This window comes from Nocardia sp. NPDC051990 (genome assembly GCF_040680755.1).
Classification (GTDB): Bacteria; Actinomycetota; Actinomycetes; order Mycobacteriales; family Mycobacteriaceae; genus Nocardia.
Map to the genome: position 1 here is coordinate 99,144 of NZ_JBFAXH010000016.1, position 17,099 is coordinate 116,242.

At 65.5% G+C, this 17,099-nt stretch carries 12 protein-coding genes and 1 other RNA gene; 6 read left to right on the plus strand and 7 right to left on the minus strand.

From position 1 onward, the window contains the following. The first annotated feature begins 107 nt into the window (after positions 1-107). Complete coding sequence (locus AB0L63_RS25175; protein ID WP_364505268.1) at positions 108-7,376, plus strand: amino acid adenylation domain-containing protein; 7,269 nt, start codon at positions 108-110, stop codon at positions 7,374-7,376. A 10-nt stretch (positions 7,377-7,386) separates the two neighbouring features. Here AB0L63_RS25175 and AB0L63_RS25180 read toward each other — a convergent pair whose 3' ends face one another. Continuing rightward, a complete protein-coding gene (locus AB0L63_RS25180; RefSeq protein ID WP_364505270.1) occupies positions 7,387-8,223 on the minus strand; it encodes a helix-turn-helix transcriptional regulator in 837 nt (278 codons plus the stop codon). A gap of 125 nt (positions 8,224-8,348) precedes the next feature. Between AB0L63_RS25180 and AB0L63_RS25185 the strand changes: the two genes are divergently transcribed. Continuing rightward, on the plus strand, positions 8,349-8,765 hold the full coding sequence (locus AB0L63_RS25185; RefSeq protein WP_364505272.1) for a hypothetical protein: 417 nt from the start codon (positions 8,349-8,351) through the stop codon (positions 8,763-8,765). A gap of 71 nt (positions 8,766-8,836) precedes the next feature. On the opposite strand, the gene AB0L63_RS25190 is transcribed toward AB0L63_RS25185, so the two are convergent. The 4 genes from AB0L63_RS25190 to AB0L63_RS25205 form a co-directional block, all read right to left on the minus strand. After that, positions 8,837-9,244: a hypothetical protein gene (locus AB0L63_RS25190; protein WP_364505274.1), complete on the minus strand. Its 408-nt coding sequence runs from the start codon at positions 9,242-9,244 to the stop codon at positions 8,837-8,839. A gap of 294 nt (positions 9,245-9,538) precedes the next feature. Continuing rightward, positions 9,539-10,117, minus strand: a complete 579-nt coding sequence (locus AB0L63_RS25195) for an NUDIX domain-containing protein (RefSeq protein ID WP_364505276.1) — start codon at positions 10,115-10,117, stop codon at positions 9,539-9,541. 126 nt (positions 10,118-10,243) lie between these two features. Beyond that, entirely contained in the window at positions 10,244-10,375 is a 132-nt protein-coding gene (locus AB0L63_RS25200) for a hypothetical protein (RefSeq protein ID WP_364505278.1), read from the minus strand. Positions 10,376-10,491: 116 nt separating this feature from the next. Beyond that, the gene (locus AB0L63_RS25205; RefSeq protein ID WP_063040385.1) at positions 10,492-11,379 is read right to left on the minus strand and encodes an alpha/beta hydrolase; all 888 of its coding nucleotides are present in this window, start codon (positions 11,377-11,379) and stop codon (positions 10,492-10,494) included. A 107-nt stretch (positions 11,380-11,486) separates the two neighbouring features. Here AB0L63_RS25205 and rnpB point away from each other — a divergent pair. Continuing rightward, an RNA gene (gene rnpB, locus AB0L63_RS25210) (RNase P RNA component class A) lies at positions 11,487-11,902 on the plus strand. Between the two features lie 92 nt (positions 11,903-11,994). Then, positions 11,995-12,900: a slipin family protein gene (locus AB0L63_RS25215; protein WP_364505378.1), complete on the plus strand. Its 906-nt coding sequence runs from the start codon at positions 11,995-11,997 to the stop codon at positions 12,898-12,900. A 222-nt stretch (positions 12,901-13,122) separates the two neighbouring features. On the opposite strand, the gene AB0L63_RS25220 is transcribed toward AB0L63_RS25215, so the two are convergent. After that, on the minus strand, positions 13,123-13,503 hold the full coding sequence (locus tag AB0L63_RS25220; RefSeq protein ID WP_364505281.1) for a hypothetical protein: 381 nt from the start codon (positions 13,501-13,503) through the stop codon (positions 13,123-13,125). A gap of 429 nt (positions 13,504-13,932) precedes the next feature. Here AB0L63_RS25220 and AB0L63_RS25225 point away from each other — a divergent pair, with 429 nt between their 5' ends. Both AB0L63_RS25225 and AB0L63_RS25230 read left to right on the plus strand, forming a co-directional pair. Further along, complete coding sequence (locus AB0L63_RS25225; protein WP_364505283.1) at positions 13,933-14,265, plus strand: hypothetical protein; 333 nt, start codon at positions 13,933-13,935, stop codon at positions 14,263-14,265. A 17-nt stretch (positions 14,266-14,282) separates the two neighbouring features. Further along, positions 14,283-15,968 carry an RNB domain-containing ribonuclease gene (locus AB0L63_RS25230; protein WP_364505285.1) on the plus strand — a complete coding sequence of 562 codons (1,686 nt, stop codon included), beginning with the start codon at positions 14,283-14,285 and terminating at the stop codon, positions 15,966-15,968. Positions 15,969-16,170: 202 nt separating this feature from the next. Here the strand turns inward: AB0L63_RS25230 and AB0L63_RS25235 are convergent, their stop codons facing one another. Next, positions 16,171-17,097, minus strand: coding sequence for a CHAD domain-containing protein (locus tag AB0L63_RS25235; RefSeq protein ID WP_364505287.1), 927 nt, complete (start codon positions 17,095-17,097; stop codon positions 16,171-16,173). Positions 17,098-17,099: the final 2 nt, after the last annotated feature.

A 17,099-nucleotide genomic window follows, 5' to 3' on the forward strand; every position in this document is an offset into this window, starting at 1 on the left:
GAAAACTGGATACGAGTGGTAACAGCTTTGCGTTTCGGCGTCGTCAGGGGTGAGTCCTGGACAGTTCGCGCACGGTCTGTGCCGCGACTGTCGCGATAGGAGTGACTGTGACGTCGGAAACCAGGACGAATCCCGAAAGAACCAGCGAGGCATGGCCGGTCAGCGCATATCAGCGCGATGTACTCGGCCTGGCATTCCGGCTGGCACCGGAACCCGTTGTGCAGCAGACCTATAGCCTGCGCGTGGATGAGCCGTTGGATATCGAACGGCTGCAGGCCTGCTGGCAGCGGGCTCTGATGGGCGATGACGCATTGCGCCTGCGCTTCGCCTTCGAGGACGGTGAGTTCCGCCAATGGATTTCGAATGAGATTCCGCCGGTCGAGGTCATCGACCTGACCGATGCGCCGGATCCCGAGGCCGCGACCCAGGAGTGGCTGTGGCGCGAGGTCGGCGCGCCGGAGCGGCCGGATCGGCCCGCGCGGCTGGCCGCGGTGGTGGACCGGCCGGACCGGTTCTTCCTGCTCATATCGGTCCATCACGCGTTGGCCGACGGCTATGGCATGAATACGGTCATCGCCACGCTCGATACCGGCTACAAGATGAAAGACGTTCCGCTCGAACAACTTGCGGTACCCGAGCCCGCCAACGAGCACACCGATCGTTCCGTGGCCACCTATCGGCGGATCATCGAGGACGACGAGGCGTACCGCGCCTCCGAGCAGTATTCGGCGGACCGCGACGGTCTGCTCGCCGCACTCGACGGTGTCGAACCCGCGCTGTTTCCCAACCGGACCAGCTCGCCGAGAATCGCCCGCGGACACTACAACACGATGATCTCCGGGGAGTACCTCGATCGCGTCCGCGCCACCGGAGTCACCGCCTTCGCGTATCTGACCGCCGCGCTGGCAACGTATCTGGCGACCATCCACCGTACCGATCAGGTGGTGATCGGCGTCCCGATGCTGAACCGGCACTCCGCGGAGACTTATCGCACACAGGGTCATCGTGCCAATGTCGTCCCGCTTCCGGTGCGCGTCGATCGCGATGTGCCGCTGTCGCGGATCGCGGAGCAGGTGACCCAGCAGATCCGAAAGCTCAAGAAGCATCAGCGTTTCCCGTACAGCGAGCTGACCCGGGCGCTGAATCCGGATCCGGCCGCGCCGCCGCTGTACGATGTCGCGTTCTCCCACACCAAGCTGCCGGATGCCGATTACGTCCACGAGTTGCTCTCCGAAAGGGGATGGACGGTGCACAATCCGGGTTCGGTGACCAACGCGCTGACCATCGTCACGGCGGAAAACGGCCGCGATGGCTCGTTCAGCCTCCAGCTGTTCTACGACAAAGACATTTTCGACGCGAGCTTCCCGATCGAAGCGGCGCTGCGCAGTCTGGGCGTAATGGTCACCGCTTCGCTGGACCATCCGGAGACGCCGGTGAGCGCGCTGCCACTGCTTTCGGAGCGGGCGAGTGCCGAAGCGGCGGCCTTCGAGGCGGGGCCGCGCGTCGAGTTCCCCTACACCACCATTGATCGGCTCTTCACCGAAAAGGCCGCTGATCACCCGGACCGGGTGGCGGTCGTATCCGCCGACTCCGACGAACTGACCTACGCCCGATTGTCCGGTCTGGTAGACGGTTTCGCAGCTCGGCTGCATGAGCTCGGTGCCACCGGCAACGAATGCATTCCGGTGGTGCTGTCTCGTTCGACCGATATGCTCGTCGCGGTGCTCGGCATCCTGCGGGCCGGATGCGCCTACGTGCCGCTCGACCCGGAGTACCCGGCGGCGCGCATCGAAACGGTTCTCACGGACTGCGAAGCGCGTTTCGTGGTCGCCGGAAGTGAACATGCGCGGGTCTACCGGGCCCTCGGCGTCACCCACGTCACGGTCGTCGATGCCCTGTCGCGCACCGTCGAAAGCGTCTCGCATCCACACGATTTGAGCTATCTCATCTACACCTCGGGTTCGACCGGTGTGCCCAAGGGGGTAATGGTCGAGCACCGCTCGGTGGTCAACCGGCTGACCTGGATGCAGCGCCGCTACCCGCTGTTCGCCGATGATGTGATTCTGCAGAAGACGCCCGTCACCTTCGACGTTTCGGTGTGGGAGTTGTTCTGGTGGGCCATCGCCGGAGCCAAGGTCGCCCTGCTCGAGGTCGGAGGTGAGCGCGATCCGCGCCGCATCGCCGAGGCCATCGAGGCGAATGCGGTGACCGTTGTGCACTTCGTGCCGTCCATGCTGGCGGCCTTCGTCGACGAGCTGGAGGCCGATCGCACCATCGTGGCGCGCATCGCGAGCCTGCGCCGGGTGTTCTGCAGCGGTGAGGCGCTGCCGCCCGCGCTGGTCCGCCGCTTCCACGCGGCCTTCGCCGCGGTGGGGCAGCAGGCGCCGCAGTTGGTCAACCTCTACGGACCGACTGAGGCCACCGTCGATGTCTCGTATTTCGATTGCCCGGCCGCTAGCGACGGCACGCACGTCGCTCGACAGAGCCAGGACGATTCGCTCGATCTGGTGCCCATCGGCCGTCCGATCGATAATATCGATCTGCTGGTGCTCGACGAGTCCGGTCGCCGCATGCCCATCGGTGTGCCCGGCGAACTCAATATCGCCGGAGCTGGTCTCGCGCGCGGCTACCGCGGCCGCCCTGACCTGACCGCGGCCGCATTCGTCGACGATCTGACCGTGCCCGGCCGTCGCCGGTACCGCACCGGTGACCTGGCGCGCTGGCTGGCCGACGGCACCCTGGAATACCTGGGCCGGTTCGACGATCAGGTCAAGATCCGCGGTAACCGGATCACCCTCGGTGAGGTGCAGAACGCAATCCTCGGCTGCACCGGGGTGCGCGCCGCGGTTGTCGTCGATGAGCAGTCCGAGAGGCATGGATTGCATCTGGCCGGCTATTTCGTCGGCGACGCCGTGACCGGTGACGAGATCGCCGAACAGCTCGCGATTCGACTGCCCCGCTACATGATTCCGACCCGGCTGCTGCGCGTCGACCGGATTCCGGTGACGCCCAACGGAAAAACCGATCGCAAGGCATTGGCGCGCGCGGCGGCGGTTTCGGAGCATGCGGACGTCGTCGGCGTGCCGATCGAACCGCGGACACCGGTCGAGGCCGAGCTGGCACTCCTCTGGCGGACCGTGCTCGGTATCGACTCCATCGGTGTATACGACAACTTCTTCACCCACGGCGGCGATTCCATCCTCGCGCTATCGGTACGCACCGCCGCCGAACGCGCCGGACTGTTCTTCGATGTGGATGCCTTCTATGAGCATCCGACTATTGCCGGATTGGCCCAGATCGTCTCGGATGGCCCGGACGGCAACCGGATTCGCATTGCCGATCCCTTGGCGACGGTGCCGCTGATCGACCGCGCCGCCCTGCACCGGGCCGAGGATGCTTTCCCGGCCACCGCGCTGCAGCTCGGCATGCTCTTCCACAGCATCGAGCGCACCGATTCGGTGACCTACAAAGACGTCTTCCGCTATCGGTTGGAAATGCCCTGGGATGCCGCGCAATTCCGCGCCGCATTCGACCGATTGGTGCGTCGGCAGCCCGCATTGCGGTCCTCGTTCGAGCTGAGCAAGTATTCGGTTCCGCTGCAGGTTGTGCACACCGAGATCGAATACGAACTGGAGATCATGGATATCTCCGACCTCGATCCGGTATTGGCCGATCAGGACGTCGAGGACTACACCCAGGAGCGCAGGCACGCCCAGTACGACTTCACCCGGGCTCCGCTGCATGCCGTCCGGGTATTCCTGCGGCCGTCCGAAAGTGCCCTCCAGAGCATCGATCTGGTGCTCAGTTTCCACCACGCGATCCTCGACGGCTGGAGTGTCGCGTCCTCGGTGCTCGAGCTGCTGGTCGACTACCTCGACAAGGTGGGACTGATCGAAACCGGCATCGATGACACGCCGCGTGCGGCCACCGTCCTCGCCGAGTACGCCCAGTCCGAAATCGCAGCGGTGCATGATGATTCGGCCCGCGAATTCTGGCGCGCGGCGCTGTCCGGAGCTGAGCCGACCGCGTTGACCACCCTGGGGGTCCACGAGGGTGCGGGCGCGGAGGAACGGCAGGCCGCCGCGGTGGTGCCGCGTCGGCTCGCCGAGCGGGTCACCGCGTTCGCGGCCCGGCACCAGGTGCCCGAGAAGGCGGTCTACCTGGCGGCGCACTGCCTGACGCTGCGGACGGTGACCGGTCGCGCCGATATCACCACCGGTGTGGTCAGTCACGGCCGACCGGATCGGGCTGGCGCGGAAAGCATTGCGGGCCTGTTCCTGAACACGCTGCCGATGCGGCTGGACGATACCGCCACCACCTGGCGAGCTGCGGTCGAACAGATCGCGCGCCGGGATCGCGATGCCTACCCGCACCGACGCTATCCGCTGCGGTCGATCCTGGCCGATGGCGGGCCCGCTTTCGAGACGGCATTCAACTTCATCAACTATCACGTCTTCGCCCCGATTCTCGGTGCGGACCGGGTCACCCTGCGCGAGTTCGACGTTCGAGAGGACACCAATTTCCAGCTGTTGGTGACGGTGGCCAATGATCCGCGCGACGGCCGAATGTGGGTGCGGGTCAATGGTGATCACACGCTGACCAAGGATCAATGCGAGACCGTCGCGGTGACTCAGCTGCGCATGTTGGCGGCGATCGTCGCGGATCCGGATGCGGCGATCGATCGTGGCACCGGCCCGGCGACCGCGCGCGATGTCGGCACCTTGGTCGCTGACGCGGCCGCGCTCCATCCGCACACCATCGCTGTCCATGGCGACGAATCCAGCATCACCTACGACGACCTGATCGAGCGTAGCGAACGACTCGCCCGGCGGCTCGGCAGTTTCGGCGTCCGGCCCGGCGACCGGATCGGCATCCTGATGAGTCGTCGGCCGGAATTGGTGCTGCTGGTATTGGCACTTATGCGGATGGGCGCTGCTTGCGTGCCGCTCGATGTCAGCTATCCGCGGGCCCGGCTGAATCTCATGATCGACCACGCCCGCCCACACTGGGTGATCGCCGATGCCGGCTATGCCGAGATCGTCGACAATATTCGACTGGTGCTGGACACCGCGGAGCTGTTCGATCCGACCGACGATAGCGATACGGAATTCGATGTCCCCGACGTCATTTCACCCGACGCGGTCGCCTACGTACTGTTCACCTCTGGCTCCACCGGCGAGCCCAAGGGCGTCGCCATGCCGCACCGTGGCCTGACCACACTCGTGGACTGGCAGAATCGCACCCCATCGGGTCTGAACCTGGCCAGCACCTTGCAGTTGGCGCCATTGAGCTTCGATGTGTCGTTCCAGGAAATCTTCACGACCCTGGCGGCGGGTTCCACGCTGCGGGTGAGTTCGGCGGACTTGCGTGCCAATGTCGAAGAATTGCTGAATACCGTTGTCGACGAAGGCATCGAGCGACTATTCCTGCCCTATGTCGCACTGCAGGCCTTCGCGGAGGCCGTGGTCGCCCGGCGCATGTTCCCGGTCGACCTCAAAGTGCTCGCATCCTCCGGTGAGCAATTGCGCATCACCGACGAGATTCGCGCATTGTGCAAGGTAGTGCCGGGGCTGCTCTTGGAAAACCAATACGGCCCAACGGAATCCCACGTCGCGACCATATTCACGCTCGCGGGCTCACCCGACGATTATCCGGCGCTGCCACCCATCGGCCGCCCGATCGACGGCGATGCCGTCGAACTTCTCGACAGCGCACTGCGCCCGGTGACCGATGGTGTTATCGGTGAGATCTACCTCGGCGGCCGTTCCCTCGCCCGTGGCTACCAGGGCCGTGCGGCACTGACCGCGCAGCGCTTCGTGGCTACCCACGGCGGTGGCATCCTTTACCGCACGGGCGATCTCGGTGTGCGGCTGGCCTCCGGCGATCTCGTCTGTCTCGGCCGCAGTGACAGTCAGGTGAAGATCCGCGGCTTCCGGGTGGAGCCGGCCGAGGTAGAGCTCTGCATCCTCGGACTGGTCGAGAAGTATCCGGCCATCACCGAAGCGGCCGTGGTGGCACGGGGATTCGGCGGCATCGACGGTGCGCTGATCGCCTTCCTGGTCGGCGATGTCGAGCAGGCCGATCTGGCGGCGCTGCGCCAGGATCTGCGCGCAGTACTGCCCATGCACATGGTGCCGTCCCGATTCGTCCTCCTCGACGAGCTGCCCCGCACACCCAGCGGTAAGCGCGACGACGGCGCATTGCGCTCGATGATCGAATCGGCACCGGAATCGGTTACCGCGCAGCGGGAACCGGCCGATGAATACGAGCGCTCCGCGGTCGAACTACTCGCCGAATACGCCGGACTGCGCTCGATCGGTCTCGACGACGATTTCTTCGCCGCGGGGGGGACCTCCATCGGCGCCATGCGCGTCGTGATGGGGTTGTCTCGGCGCTTCGGCGCCGAAGTGCCGCTGGATTCGTTCATCGGCGCTCCGACGGCCGCCCAACTCGCGGCGCTGATCCGGTCCGGAAATACCCGGCGCACGTTCGACCCGCTGGTGCCGATCACCGTCGGCGGGCATAAGCCGCCGCTGTTCCTGGTGCATCCGATCGGCGGAAACGTGCTGTGCTACTTGGCGCTTGCCCGCTACCTCGATCCGGATCGCGCGATCTACGGCCTGCAGGCTGCGGGCGCCGATGCGGGCAGTACACCGGAGAAGACGATCGTCGGGATGGCCGAGTCCTATCTGGCAGCAGTGCGTCGAGTGCATCCGGAGGGGCCATACCACCTGGCCGGCTGGTCCTTCGGTGGCAATGTTGCGCTCGAGATGGCGCGGCAACTGCCCGAGCGGGAGGTGGCCAGTGTGACGCTGCTGGACACCATGGCCCTGCGCCAGCAGGCGCGTGAGCCCATTGCCGAGGAACAGCTCATTCGCTGGTTCTTCCTCGAATTGCTGTGGTACGCCCGCGGAAATCAGGCCGCGCTCGTCGATTTCGAACCCGACGTGCACGGATCCGAGGAGCTCTTCGATGCGATGCTCGCGGAGTCCATTCGGTCCGGCATCCTGCCCGCCGATAGTTCACCGCAGGCGATCCGGCGGCTCTACGAGGTGTTCAACGCCAACTACACGGCGTTGCTGGATTACCAGCTCGAACCCTACGACCGCGATATCACCCTGTTGCGCGCCGAAGAGAAGCTGCCGCCGGGTGTGGATCTGGCGCACCAGGCCGTCGGCAGCATGTTCGACAGCACGAACAACGGGTGGCAGCAGTACGCGGCCCGGGGCTTCACGCTGGTCCCGGTGCCCGGCGATCACCTGCACATGATGACCGAACCGCACGTTCGCGAGGTCGCGGTGCAGTTGGATTCGGCGCTCGCGGCGGCCGATCCGGATCCGGACCGGGAGCTGGGCGCAGAAATGCTCGACGCGTGATGGATCTGGTTCACCCGGTCTGATCCGCCGACGAGCTGTTCATCGCCGCGAGTCCGCGCAAGGTCGCGGCGGTGAATTCGTCGAGTGGGTAGAACAATTCGATCGCGAGTTCGGACAGCGTGACATCGGCGGGTGCGCCGAAGGTGGCCATGGTGCTGAACATGCGCAATTCGCCGAACGGTGTGCGGATGCGCAACGGGACCTCGAACGGACTGGGTTGTGCCGCATCGTCATCGGGTGCATCGGTGAAATCCGGCGGCATGGGATAGGCGGCGACCTCGTCGTGGAGTGTCCGGAGCTCGGCGTCGCCGGTGGCATTGACCTGACGAGACAGCCGCTCCAGGAACAACTCTCGCACCTGGGTCAGGTTGGCGAGGCGGGCCGCGAGGCCGTCGGGGTGCAGCACCAGCCGGTAGACATTTGGTCGCGGCAACATCAGCGCTTCGGGAATATCCGACATGAACAGGCCCATGGCGTTATTGCCCGTGACCACATTCCACAGGCGGTCCACCACGACGGCCGGATAGGGCTCGTGCGCGGTCAGCATGATGCCGAGTGCGGAGCGGACCGAGGCCAGGTGCGCATCGTCGAGACTGCTCTCCGGATAGGCGGGTGCGTAATCAGCGGCCAGCAACAGGGTGTTGCGCTCCCGCAGCGGCACCTCCAGCGCATCGCAGAGCCGCAGGACCATGGCTCGGCTGGGTTTGGCCCGTCCGGTCTCCATATAGGAGATGTGGCGCGCGGAGCTGTCCGCGGCCAGCGCCAGGTCGAGCTGGCTGAGCCTGCGCCGCTGCCGCCAGTCGCGCAGCAGTGCGCCGACCCGCGATTTCGTCTGATGTACCGCCACCTGGGCAGGTTAATCAGCGACGTGTGCGCGCGGCCATGACCTCGGAGGTTATTGAGACTTTCACCTCAGGCCCGGCATGGTCGGTCTCGGGAGCCGATCGGCTGCTGGATCGATAGGAGAAGAAGATGAGCGCACTCGTCGCGCGTACCGATACCGACTACCTGCGTACCGTCTTGCGCCTGGACGGCTGGGGTACCGGGGTATTCGGCATCATCATGCTCGCCGCCGCAGCGGCGCTGAGCGGTCCGTTGGGGCTGCCGACCGCCTGGTCCATCCCATTCGGTGTCGCAATGGTCGGCGGCGGACTGGCGCTACTGCTCATTGCCGGGTACCCGGATCTCGTGCCGGGCCATGCGGTCGCTGTTATCGGGGTCAATGTGGTCTCGGCGCTGGCCCTGGTGGTGTTGGCGGCTTCGGGTCTGCTCGAGTTGACCGGGCTCGGAGTTGCGTTCCTGCTGATCGGCGCGGTGTGGGTTGTGGTGTTCGCGGCGCTGCAGATCAGCGGGGTACGACGGGCCGGGTTGTCGACGTCACCGCGATGAACATCTCCTGCTCCAGCCGCGGATCATGCTCGCCGCAGCGCTGTCGGCGTCCGGTGAAGGCGAAACCTTGCTCAGCGTAGTCGTCCGCGACGAGTCGTCAGTCGTCCGTCGTACATCGCTTGGTCGTGTAGCGCCTCGGTTGTCTCGGTGTCGCGTTCGTGGGCGAGATCCAGCATGGTGAGCCCGGTTTCGCGGATCAGTCCATCCAGATCATCGAGCATTGCGGCAATCGCATCGCTGGCCGTCCGCAGTTCGGCGGGGCTCGGATCCGGGCGATCGAAAACCATGCGGAGTTTATGCAGCCGCAGTCCGGTATCGAACAGGCGCCGCACCAGCCGATCGCTGGAATCGGTGAACGCGGTTGCGGTTCCGGATAGTTCCCTGTTGGGGCCGAAGGATCGTCGCGGCCTACGCCACGAGCCTCGGCTGCTGCCCACGCGGGCGCCGGTCCGGGAGCTCGACCGCACATCGTCGGGCATCAGAAATCCTCCTGAGTCGTTGATTCGTATTGGTGGCCACGTTTCGGGGACCCCGGAGACGTGGCCACTCTACGCGCGCGATTTCGGCGGCAACGGACGGCTCCTTCGGAAACCGATACCTGTATATCCTTCGTACCGCGTAATTGCTTGGTAGGCAACAGGATCACGACCTATCCGAGGTAGGTCGATCGATGGGGGCTGCTTCGCGTGGCGAACGGATGGACAGTAGGGGGATGGCAGTAGACGGTGTGCGGGAGTCGCGCGAACTGTCGATCGATACCGCACCGCACCTGCTCACAGCTCCGGAATCCTCTCGGGGAGTGGCGGTTCGAGTTTCGTGAGGAAGCGCGCGAAATGCGGATCGGCGTCGGTACGGTCGAACGTGTCGATTTCCCACCAGCGCGCCTCGCCGAATTCGATCGGGTCCAAGGTGTATTCGCGGGTGCGGTCGCCACGGATGACGTACCAGAGGCTGACATCCTGGTGACCGCTGTCGGTTCCGACCGTCATCGTGACGGTGAGGAACAGCGGTTCGGTCCCGATAACGGTGAATTCGGGATCTATGCCCAGTTCCTCCGCGCCCTCGCGTCCCGCGGCGTCCAGTGGATGTTCGCCCGGCTCGATATGCCCGCCCATCGGCAGCCATAGTCCGGCGCGGAGATGTCGGCCGAGCAGCACGCTGCGTGCTCGCGGGTCGACGAGCACCACATACGACACCAGATGCCGTGGGGGAGTGTCGGGTTTGACGCGACGGAACACATCATCGGTCGAGGCCAGCCAGGCCCGGGTGTCCGCGATATGCTGCCGCTCCAGCGCATCGAGCGGCGTGATCCGGTCGACGATATCGGCGACGGTGGCGGTCGCGCGGTTCATGGCGCCGACGGTAGCCGCAGGCACCGACAGGCTTGCGCAGCACGAATCAGTAGAGGACGACCGGGTGTAGCCGGGTGGTGTAAATACCGGCGCGATCGAGCGCATCGGTGGCGGCGTCGAGTTCGATCATGGTCTCCTCGAGGACTTCTCGTGCCCCGCGATGCAGTAGGCCGGGGTCGTGAGTGCTCCGATTCCCTCGGTATCGACCAGCATGCCCGAGGCCTGCAACAAACCGTAATCGCCATCGAGCTCGGTCAATTCCCCGCGTAGCTCCCGCAGTCGATGAGACAGCTGCTGCTGCCGGACTCCAGTGCCAATGGATCGGTCATCGCATGTTCTCACTTCCGACCGTCGGTGTTGGCCGCGTGGCCGAGCTAGGGCCGCAGCACCGACACCAGGAACTCGGTCTGGTCGTACACCGTCTGCTCGAAGACATCGTCGAAGTACACATCGAAATGCCCTACCGGATAACGCTTTACGATCGCATGCTTGGTGCGTTCGGCCGCACGTAGTGTCGGCTTCGGCGGTGCGATGGTGTCGTTATCGGCGACTGCGTAGAAGACCGGCATCTTCAATGCCTTGGCCCGGCGGCCGGGGGAGTCGAACAGCGTCGAGAATGCCACGCGGGCAGCGACTTTTGGTTCGTAGGTCTCGCTCTCATCGGCGAGCCTGCCGTAACCCTCCGGCGCGTCCGGTGCGCTCATCAGCGCCGCGGAACGCTTACGGCCGGCCAGCCGGACGCGAACGGGTTTGCGCCGGATCGGACCGACGAGCAGATCGGTGGCGGCGATGGTGGCCACTTTGGTCAGGCTGGTCGGGCCCTTCGCCATGGCCGAGGCCCAGCCGCTGGTGAACGGAACCTGGGCGACGACGGCCGCGATGTAGTCGTCGTCGGGCGCGACCGACAGCACATGGCCGCCGCCGAAAGAGGTGCCCCACAGCGCGATTCGGGTCGCGTCGAAGCCACGCAGTGTGCGCGCGTAAGCGATGGCCGAGCGCCAGTCCTCGCGTTGCCTGGCGATATGTAGTAGCTGACGCGGCGCACCCTGACTGGCCCCGAAATGCCGGTAATCGAATACCAACACACCCATTCCGGCGGCGGCGAAGCGCCGGGCGTACCTATCCAGTCCCATCTCCCGATTCGCGCCGAGACCGTGCCCCATGACGACGAGCGGGCGGGGCTTGGGGATGCCGGCGGGTGGATACAGCCAGGCAGCGCAATGCTCGCTCCCCGAGGGAAAACTGACCTCGACACGTTCCATGGCACCTCACCGTACTGTTTCGGTCCGAACTATTGCCCCCCGACCGGTCACAAGGTCAGGCCAGTCAACAAGGTACCCCGTGATCAAAGTAGGCTAAACGCTGCGGACGAGTTGGCCGGGCGGCCGCGGTGATGGGAACGGGCGCATGAGTGCCGCAGCCCGTCGCCGAGGAAAGTCCGGACTCCACAGAGCAGGGCGGTTGCTAACGGCAACCCGGGGTGACCCGCGGGAAAGTGCCACAGAAAACAGACCGCCCATGATCCCTCGGGATCGTGCGGTGAGGGTGAAACGGTGCGGTAAGAGCGCACCAGCGCCCCGGGTGACCGGGGCGGCTAGGTAAACCCCGCCCGGAGCAAGGTTGAAGGTCGCATCGTTCGCGGTGCGGCTGCGCAGGTGTTCGAGGGTTGCTCGCCCGAGCCTGCGGGTGGACCGCTCGAGGCACCCGGCAACGGTGTGTCCAGATGGATGGCCGTCACCCGGTGTGAACCGGGGACAGGATCCGGCTTACAGGCCAACTCGTCCGCCCCTGCAATCCGGTCCTCGCTGGTGCCATGATGGAAGGTGACCGCTGAGCCGGAATTCGGTGCGGTCAGGCACTTCGCACGGGGTGTAGCCATGGATATTCTTACCGTTATCGGGGCGATTTTCGGGGTGGGTGCGATCGCGGGCGGGGTGCTCTCCGCGCTGAGCGCGCGCGTGGTCAGCCAATACGAGAAGGGGCTGGTGTTCCGGTTCGGCCGAGTGGTCGGCACCCGAGATCCCGGGCTGCGCATGCTGATTCCGTTCGTCGACCGGATGCGCAAAGTCTCCACCCAGATCGTCACCATGCCGGTGCCCGCACAGGACGGCATCACCCGCGACAACGTGACGGTGCGCGTCGACGCGGTGGTCTATTTCCGGGTGATCGATCCGGTCTGTGCGGTAGTGGAGGTGCAGAACTATCTGTTCGCGGTGGGGCAGGTAGCGCAGACGTCCTTGCGTTCGATTATCGGAAAAAGTGATCTGGACAGCCTGTTGTCCAATCGCGAGGAGTTGAACAAGGGGCTGGAGATCATGATCGATAGCCCGGCGCTTGGCTGGGGTATTCATATCGATCGGGTGGAGATCAAGGATGTGTCGATACCGGATTCGCTGAAGCGCTCGATGTCGCGGCAGGCCGAGGCGGAGCGGGAACGGCGGGCGCGGGTTATTTCCGCCGAGGGCGAATTCCAGGCGTCGAAGATGTTGGCGCAGGCGGGCGCGCAGATGTCGGAATCGCCGGCGGCACTGCAGCTGCGGCTGCTGGAGACCGTGGTTCAGGTTGCGGCGGAAAAGAATTCGACATTGGTGCTGCCGTTCCCGGTGGAATTGCTGCGATTCCTGGAACGCGGTACGCCATCCGTGGCGACCGCCGCCGATACTGCGGCCGAGTCCACCCCGACCGCACCCGAATCCACACCGGAGATCGCCCCACTCGAGCCGACACCGGCGCTCGGTCAGGGCGACACGCCAGCGGCCGAACAAGATGGTATACGCCCGTAACACAACGGGCGTATACCGATACGGGTACGGCCGACCATTTCGAGCGACCTGCAAGCAGTCGCCGATTGCGCCGTACGACCGCATCGGTAGCACAACGTGAGGAAACCGGGCCGATGTCCATACTGATTCCCGTGATCGCGATCATCGTCATGATCACCGTGGGGTATGTGTTGAAATACCTGCCCAGTTACTTGCCGTGGCTGAAGGATTGAAGGGTTCCGCTCAGCAGAGCATCTTCGCCATCTGATAGATAGCCCGGGCCTCTTCCTTGGAGGCCTCGGTGGTGCCCTTGGTGCGCTTGATGACGCCCTGGACGACCTCGTCCTCGCTCTTGCCGTCCTTGATGTCCTTGCAGGTTTCGACCAGGATGTCGCGGATCTTGGCGTCGTCTTTGCCCTCGGCGAGCTTGGGGAAGGCGCTGCGGTAGCTGACGACGAACGTCCCCGCCTTGACGTTGTCCAACGTTTCGCTGCCGGCGGTCCCGGGCGCCGAAGTCGTCGCGGCAGCGGGCGCCGCGGAAGAGGCTTTGTCATCGCCGCAACCGGCAAGGAACAGGGCGAAGACGGTAAAGCTGGCCGCGATCGCGGCGGTAGTTCTGGTCACGCAGCGGGATGTTAGCGGCACTTGGCAAACGTCGCCTCCCGTGTGGTTAACGGAAGGCGACGAAGACCGCATCGATGACGGTGAGGTCAGCGCGGGTTGACCACGAACATCTGAGCCCAATAAGACGCCTGCTCGGGACCGAGCAGCGGCATCAGGTAATCGAAAAGAATCGTTGACATCAGTGGCTAACTCCCAAATTGTCGCCGTACGGGTTACTTGCGAATATGCGGGAAAAATTCGACCCCGCCACGCCGGGGAACCATAGCAGTCGGTGTGTGACGTCGCCGGGCTCGGCGTGTCCGGCATGGCGAATCGGGTGAACTGGCCTAGAACGTGAGCGACGTCATAGAGTAGGCGCCGTTGGTAAGACCCGTTGCCGGTCCGCCACGAAACTCACATTCTTCGATCACGGAAGCAGGTCACAACTCTATGCGGATTGTTCGTTCACTGGTCGCCGGTGCGCTGATCGCCGGGGCCGCATCGGTTTTCGCCATGCTGGGCACCGGATCCGCCTCGGCGGTCGCGGTCACCCCGCTGGCGGGTGGGGTCCAGGTCGACCTCAACCCGGCCGACACCGCCTGGGTGCACCAGAACCACATCGGGCAGGCCATCGCCGGTCTGCCGCATCCATCGGCGGCGTCGTTCGGCGGGGCGCTGGACGCGGCGGCGGACGTTTCCGCCAGCGTTCCGGGTGGACGGGTGACCTTTACCGTGTACGGCCCGTTGAATGAATTGAACGGCACCATGTTGGCACTGCAGTAGAGACCGACTGCGCCAGCGTGGAACTTCATCAGCGGATCGTGTCGGCGCCGGTCGATTTCGGCGTCATTCGATCCGAATTCGGATTGGCCTCGGCGTATCCCGCCGAGGCGACCGCGGCGGCCCGCGACGCGATCGACGCGTTCGCGGGCATTCGCGCTGATCGCACCGATATTCCCTTCGTCACGATCGACCCGCCCGGTGCCATGGATCTGGACCAGGCGGTGCATATCGAACGCACCTCGTCCGGTTTCACCGTCCATTACGCGATCGCCGATGTCGGCGCCGTAGTCGATCCCGCCGGTCCGCTGGCCAGGGAAGCGGGCGCGCGCGGGCAGACCTTCTACCTCCCCGACGGCATCGTGCCACTGCACCCGCCGATCCTTTCGGAGAATTCCGCGAGCCTGCTGCCCGACCAGACCAGGCCCGTCGCCCTGTGGACCATCGAATGCGATGAGCACGCGGAGCCGCAACGATTCTCGGTGATCCGAGCCACCGTGCGCTCGCGGGCCCGACTCGACTACGCGAGCGTCCAAGCCGACGCCGACGCGAACCGCCTGCACCCCTCGATCGCGGCCCTGCCGGAATTCGGCATGCGGTGCATCGAAGCCGGGCTGGCACGCGGTGCGATCGGGCTGCGCTTGCCCGCCCAGAGTGTTATCCGTGACGACAAGGCCGTCGGGCACTGGCGTCTGGTGGTGGAACCACGCACCGCCGCCGATGACTGGAACGAACAGGTTTCCCTGCTGACCGGTATGTGCGCGGCGCGAATCATGTTGAACGGCGATGGATCCGACGGTGCGCCCAGTGTCGGTGAGCGCATCGCATTGTTGCGGACAATGCCTCCGCCCGCCGATTCGGCGATCGATTCGATGCGCAGGACGGCTGTCGCGTTGGGGGTTGACTGGCCTGCGGATCGGCCGGTCGGCCAAATGTTGGCCGGGCTCGATCCGAATGCGCCGGCGACATTGGTGCTGATGTCCGAAGCGACCGGGTTGCTGCGTGGGGCGGGATATACCGTGCTCGATGGGGTGGTTGCCGCAGGGGCGAATGGTTCCGGGGTGGCGGGTTCTCGGTCGGCGGGCGGTGTGGAGCCGGAGGCCGGTGTGCGCTCGGCACCGGCTGCCGAGTCGCGGGTCGGCGCGTGCTCGGTTGGTGGTGCGGGTTCGGTCGGCGGTGCGGGTTCGGTCGGTGGCCCGCCTTCAGTGGGCGATCCGGGTTCGGTGGGCGGCGGGCGGACCGGTGCCAAGCCTGCGAGCAACCATCAGACCATGAACAACCTGCAGCACAGCGCAATCGGCGCGCCCTACGCGCACGTCACCGCACCGCTGCGCCGTCTCGCCGACCGTTTCGCCACCGAGATCTGCCTGGCCCGCTGCGCCGGCACCGAAGTGCCGCAATGGGTTCGCGATGGCCTGGTCCCCACCGCCGAGTCGATGAAGCGCAGCGACAGCCTCGCGGGCAAGGTGGAACGCGCCTGCATCGACCTCACCGAAGCCACCCTGCTCGCCCAACGCGGCGGCGCGATCTTCGAAGCCGTAGTTGTACACGAAGCCAACGGCACCCGCCCCGCCGAGGTCTTCATCGCCGACCCGCCGGTAGTCGGCCCCTGCATCGGCGCACCCCGGGAAGGCGCCCAGGTCCAGGTGCGCCTGGTCGCGGCCGACCCCACCACCCGCAAGATCAGCTTCGGCTACCCCATCTGACAACCCGACACTGAAACGCTCGGCCTGGCCCGCAGCACAGAACTATTTGTCACGGCGGGACGCACCATCACGCAGCCGCGCTGGACGGGCGGCGCATTCGATATCCTTGCCGTGCAGTCGGTTACCGGTGCAGCCGCTAGAGCACTGATCAGGACAGCTCTCGACCTGAGGCGAGGAGAACCTCAATAATGAGGAGAGCCGGTCAACCCGATACGAACGTGGCTGCAGCGGGGTATTTGGCCAGTGCTTCGCCCGCGGCGATTTCTTCGGCGTCGGCCAATAGTTCGTAGATGGTGGCGTTGACGCCGGTATCGTGGGCTTCGGCGGCGCGGGCCAGGATGGCTTCGCGGGAATCGACGGCGTCGCGGTGATCGCCGAGTACGGTTTGCAGGTGTTTCGCCTCGGTGCCGAGATCCTTTGCGGCACTGCCGAGTACGTCGGTCGCCGCCTCGCATGAGTACCGCAGGCGCTTGGCGGCCTTGCGGATATCGTGCAGCAGGTCGACGCGTTCGGCGGGTGAGACGGCGGGTTCGGCGTAGACCAGTCGCCGTAGCCGCTTGCGGTCCCTGCGCAGGATGCGCTCGAAGACCTCGGCGGCGGGCTGCTTCGACTGCTCCGGGTCGAGCGGCGGTTCGGTGCGCCAGGCCGAAAGACGGTGGCGCAGTGTGTGATAGCGATGATGGTCGAGGGCGGCGAGGATCTGCGCATGCGCGTTCCGGTACCGTTCGCGTTCCGCGTCGACCAGTTCGGTGCGGACATACTCCGTGGTACCGGGCGCATAGCCGTCGCCCGCAGCCTTCGGCACGGTCGATTTCGTTGCGAGTCGGGCGAATTCGTCCTGCGGCGCGTGTGCGGCCAGCAGTGCCGTGAACCGTTCCGCCCGCACCTCGGCATCGCGGGCGACACCGAGCAGGCCGGCCAGCCATTTCAGCTCCTGCTGCATCTCGGCGATCGGCGTGGCCTCGAAGAGCGTGCGGTACGAGCGCAGCACACTGCGCAGTCTGCGCGTCGCGACTCGCATCTGGTGCACCGAATCCCAGGCGTCGGCGCGGACGTCCGGTTCGGCGGCCAGCAGCCGGTCGACGTCGTCGCGCAGTGCGGCGACGACAGCGGTTCCGGCCCTGACCATGA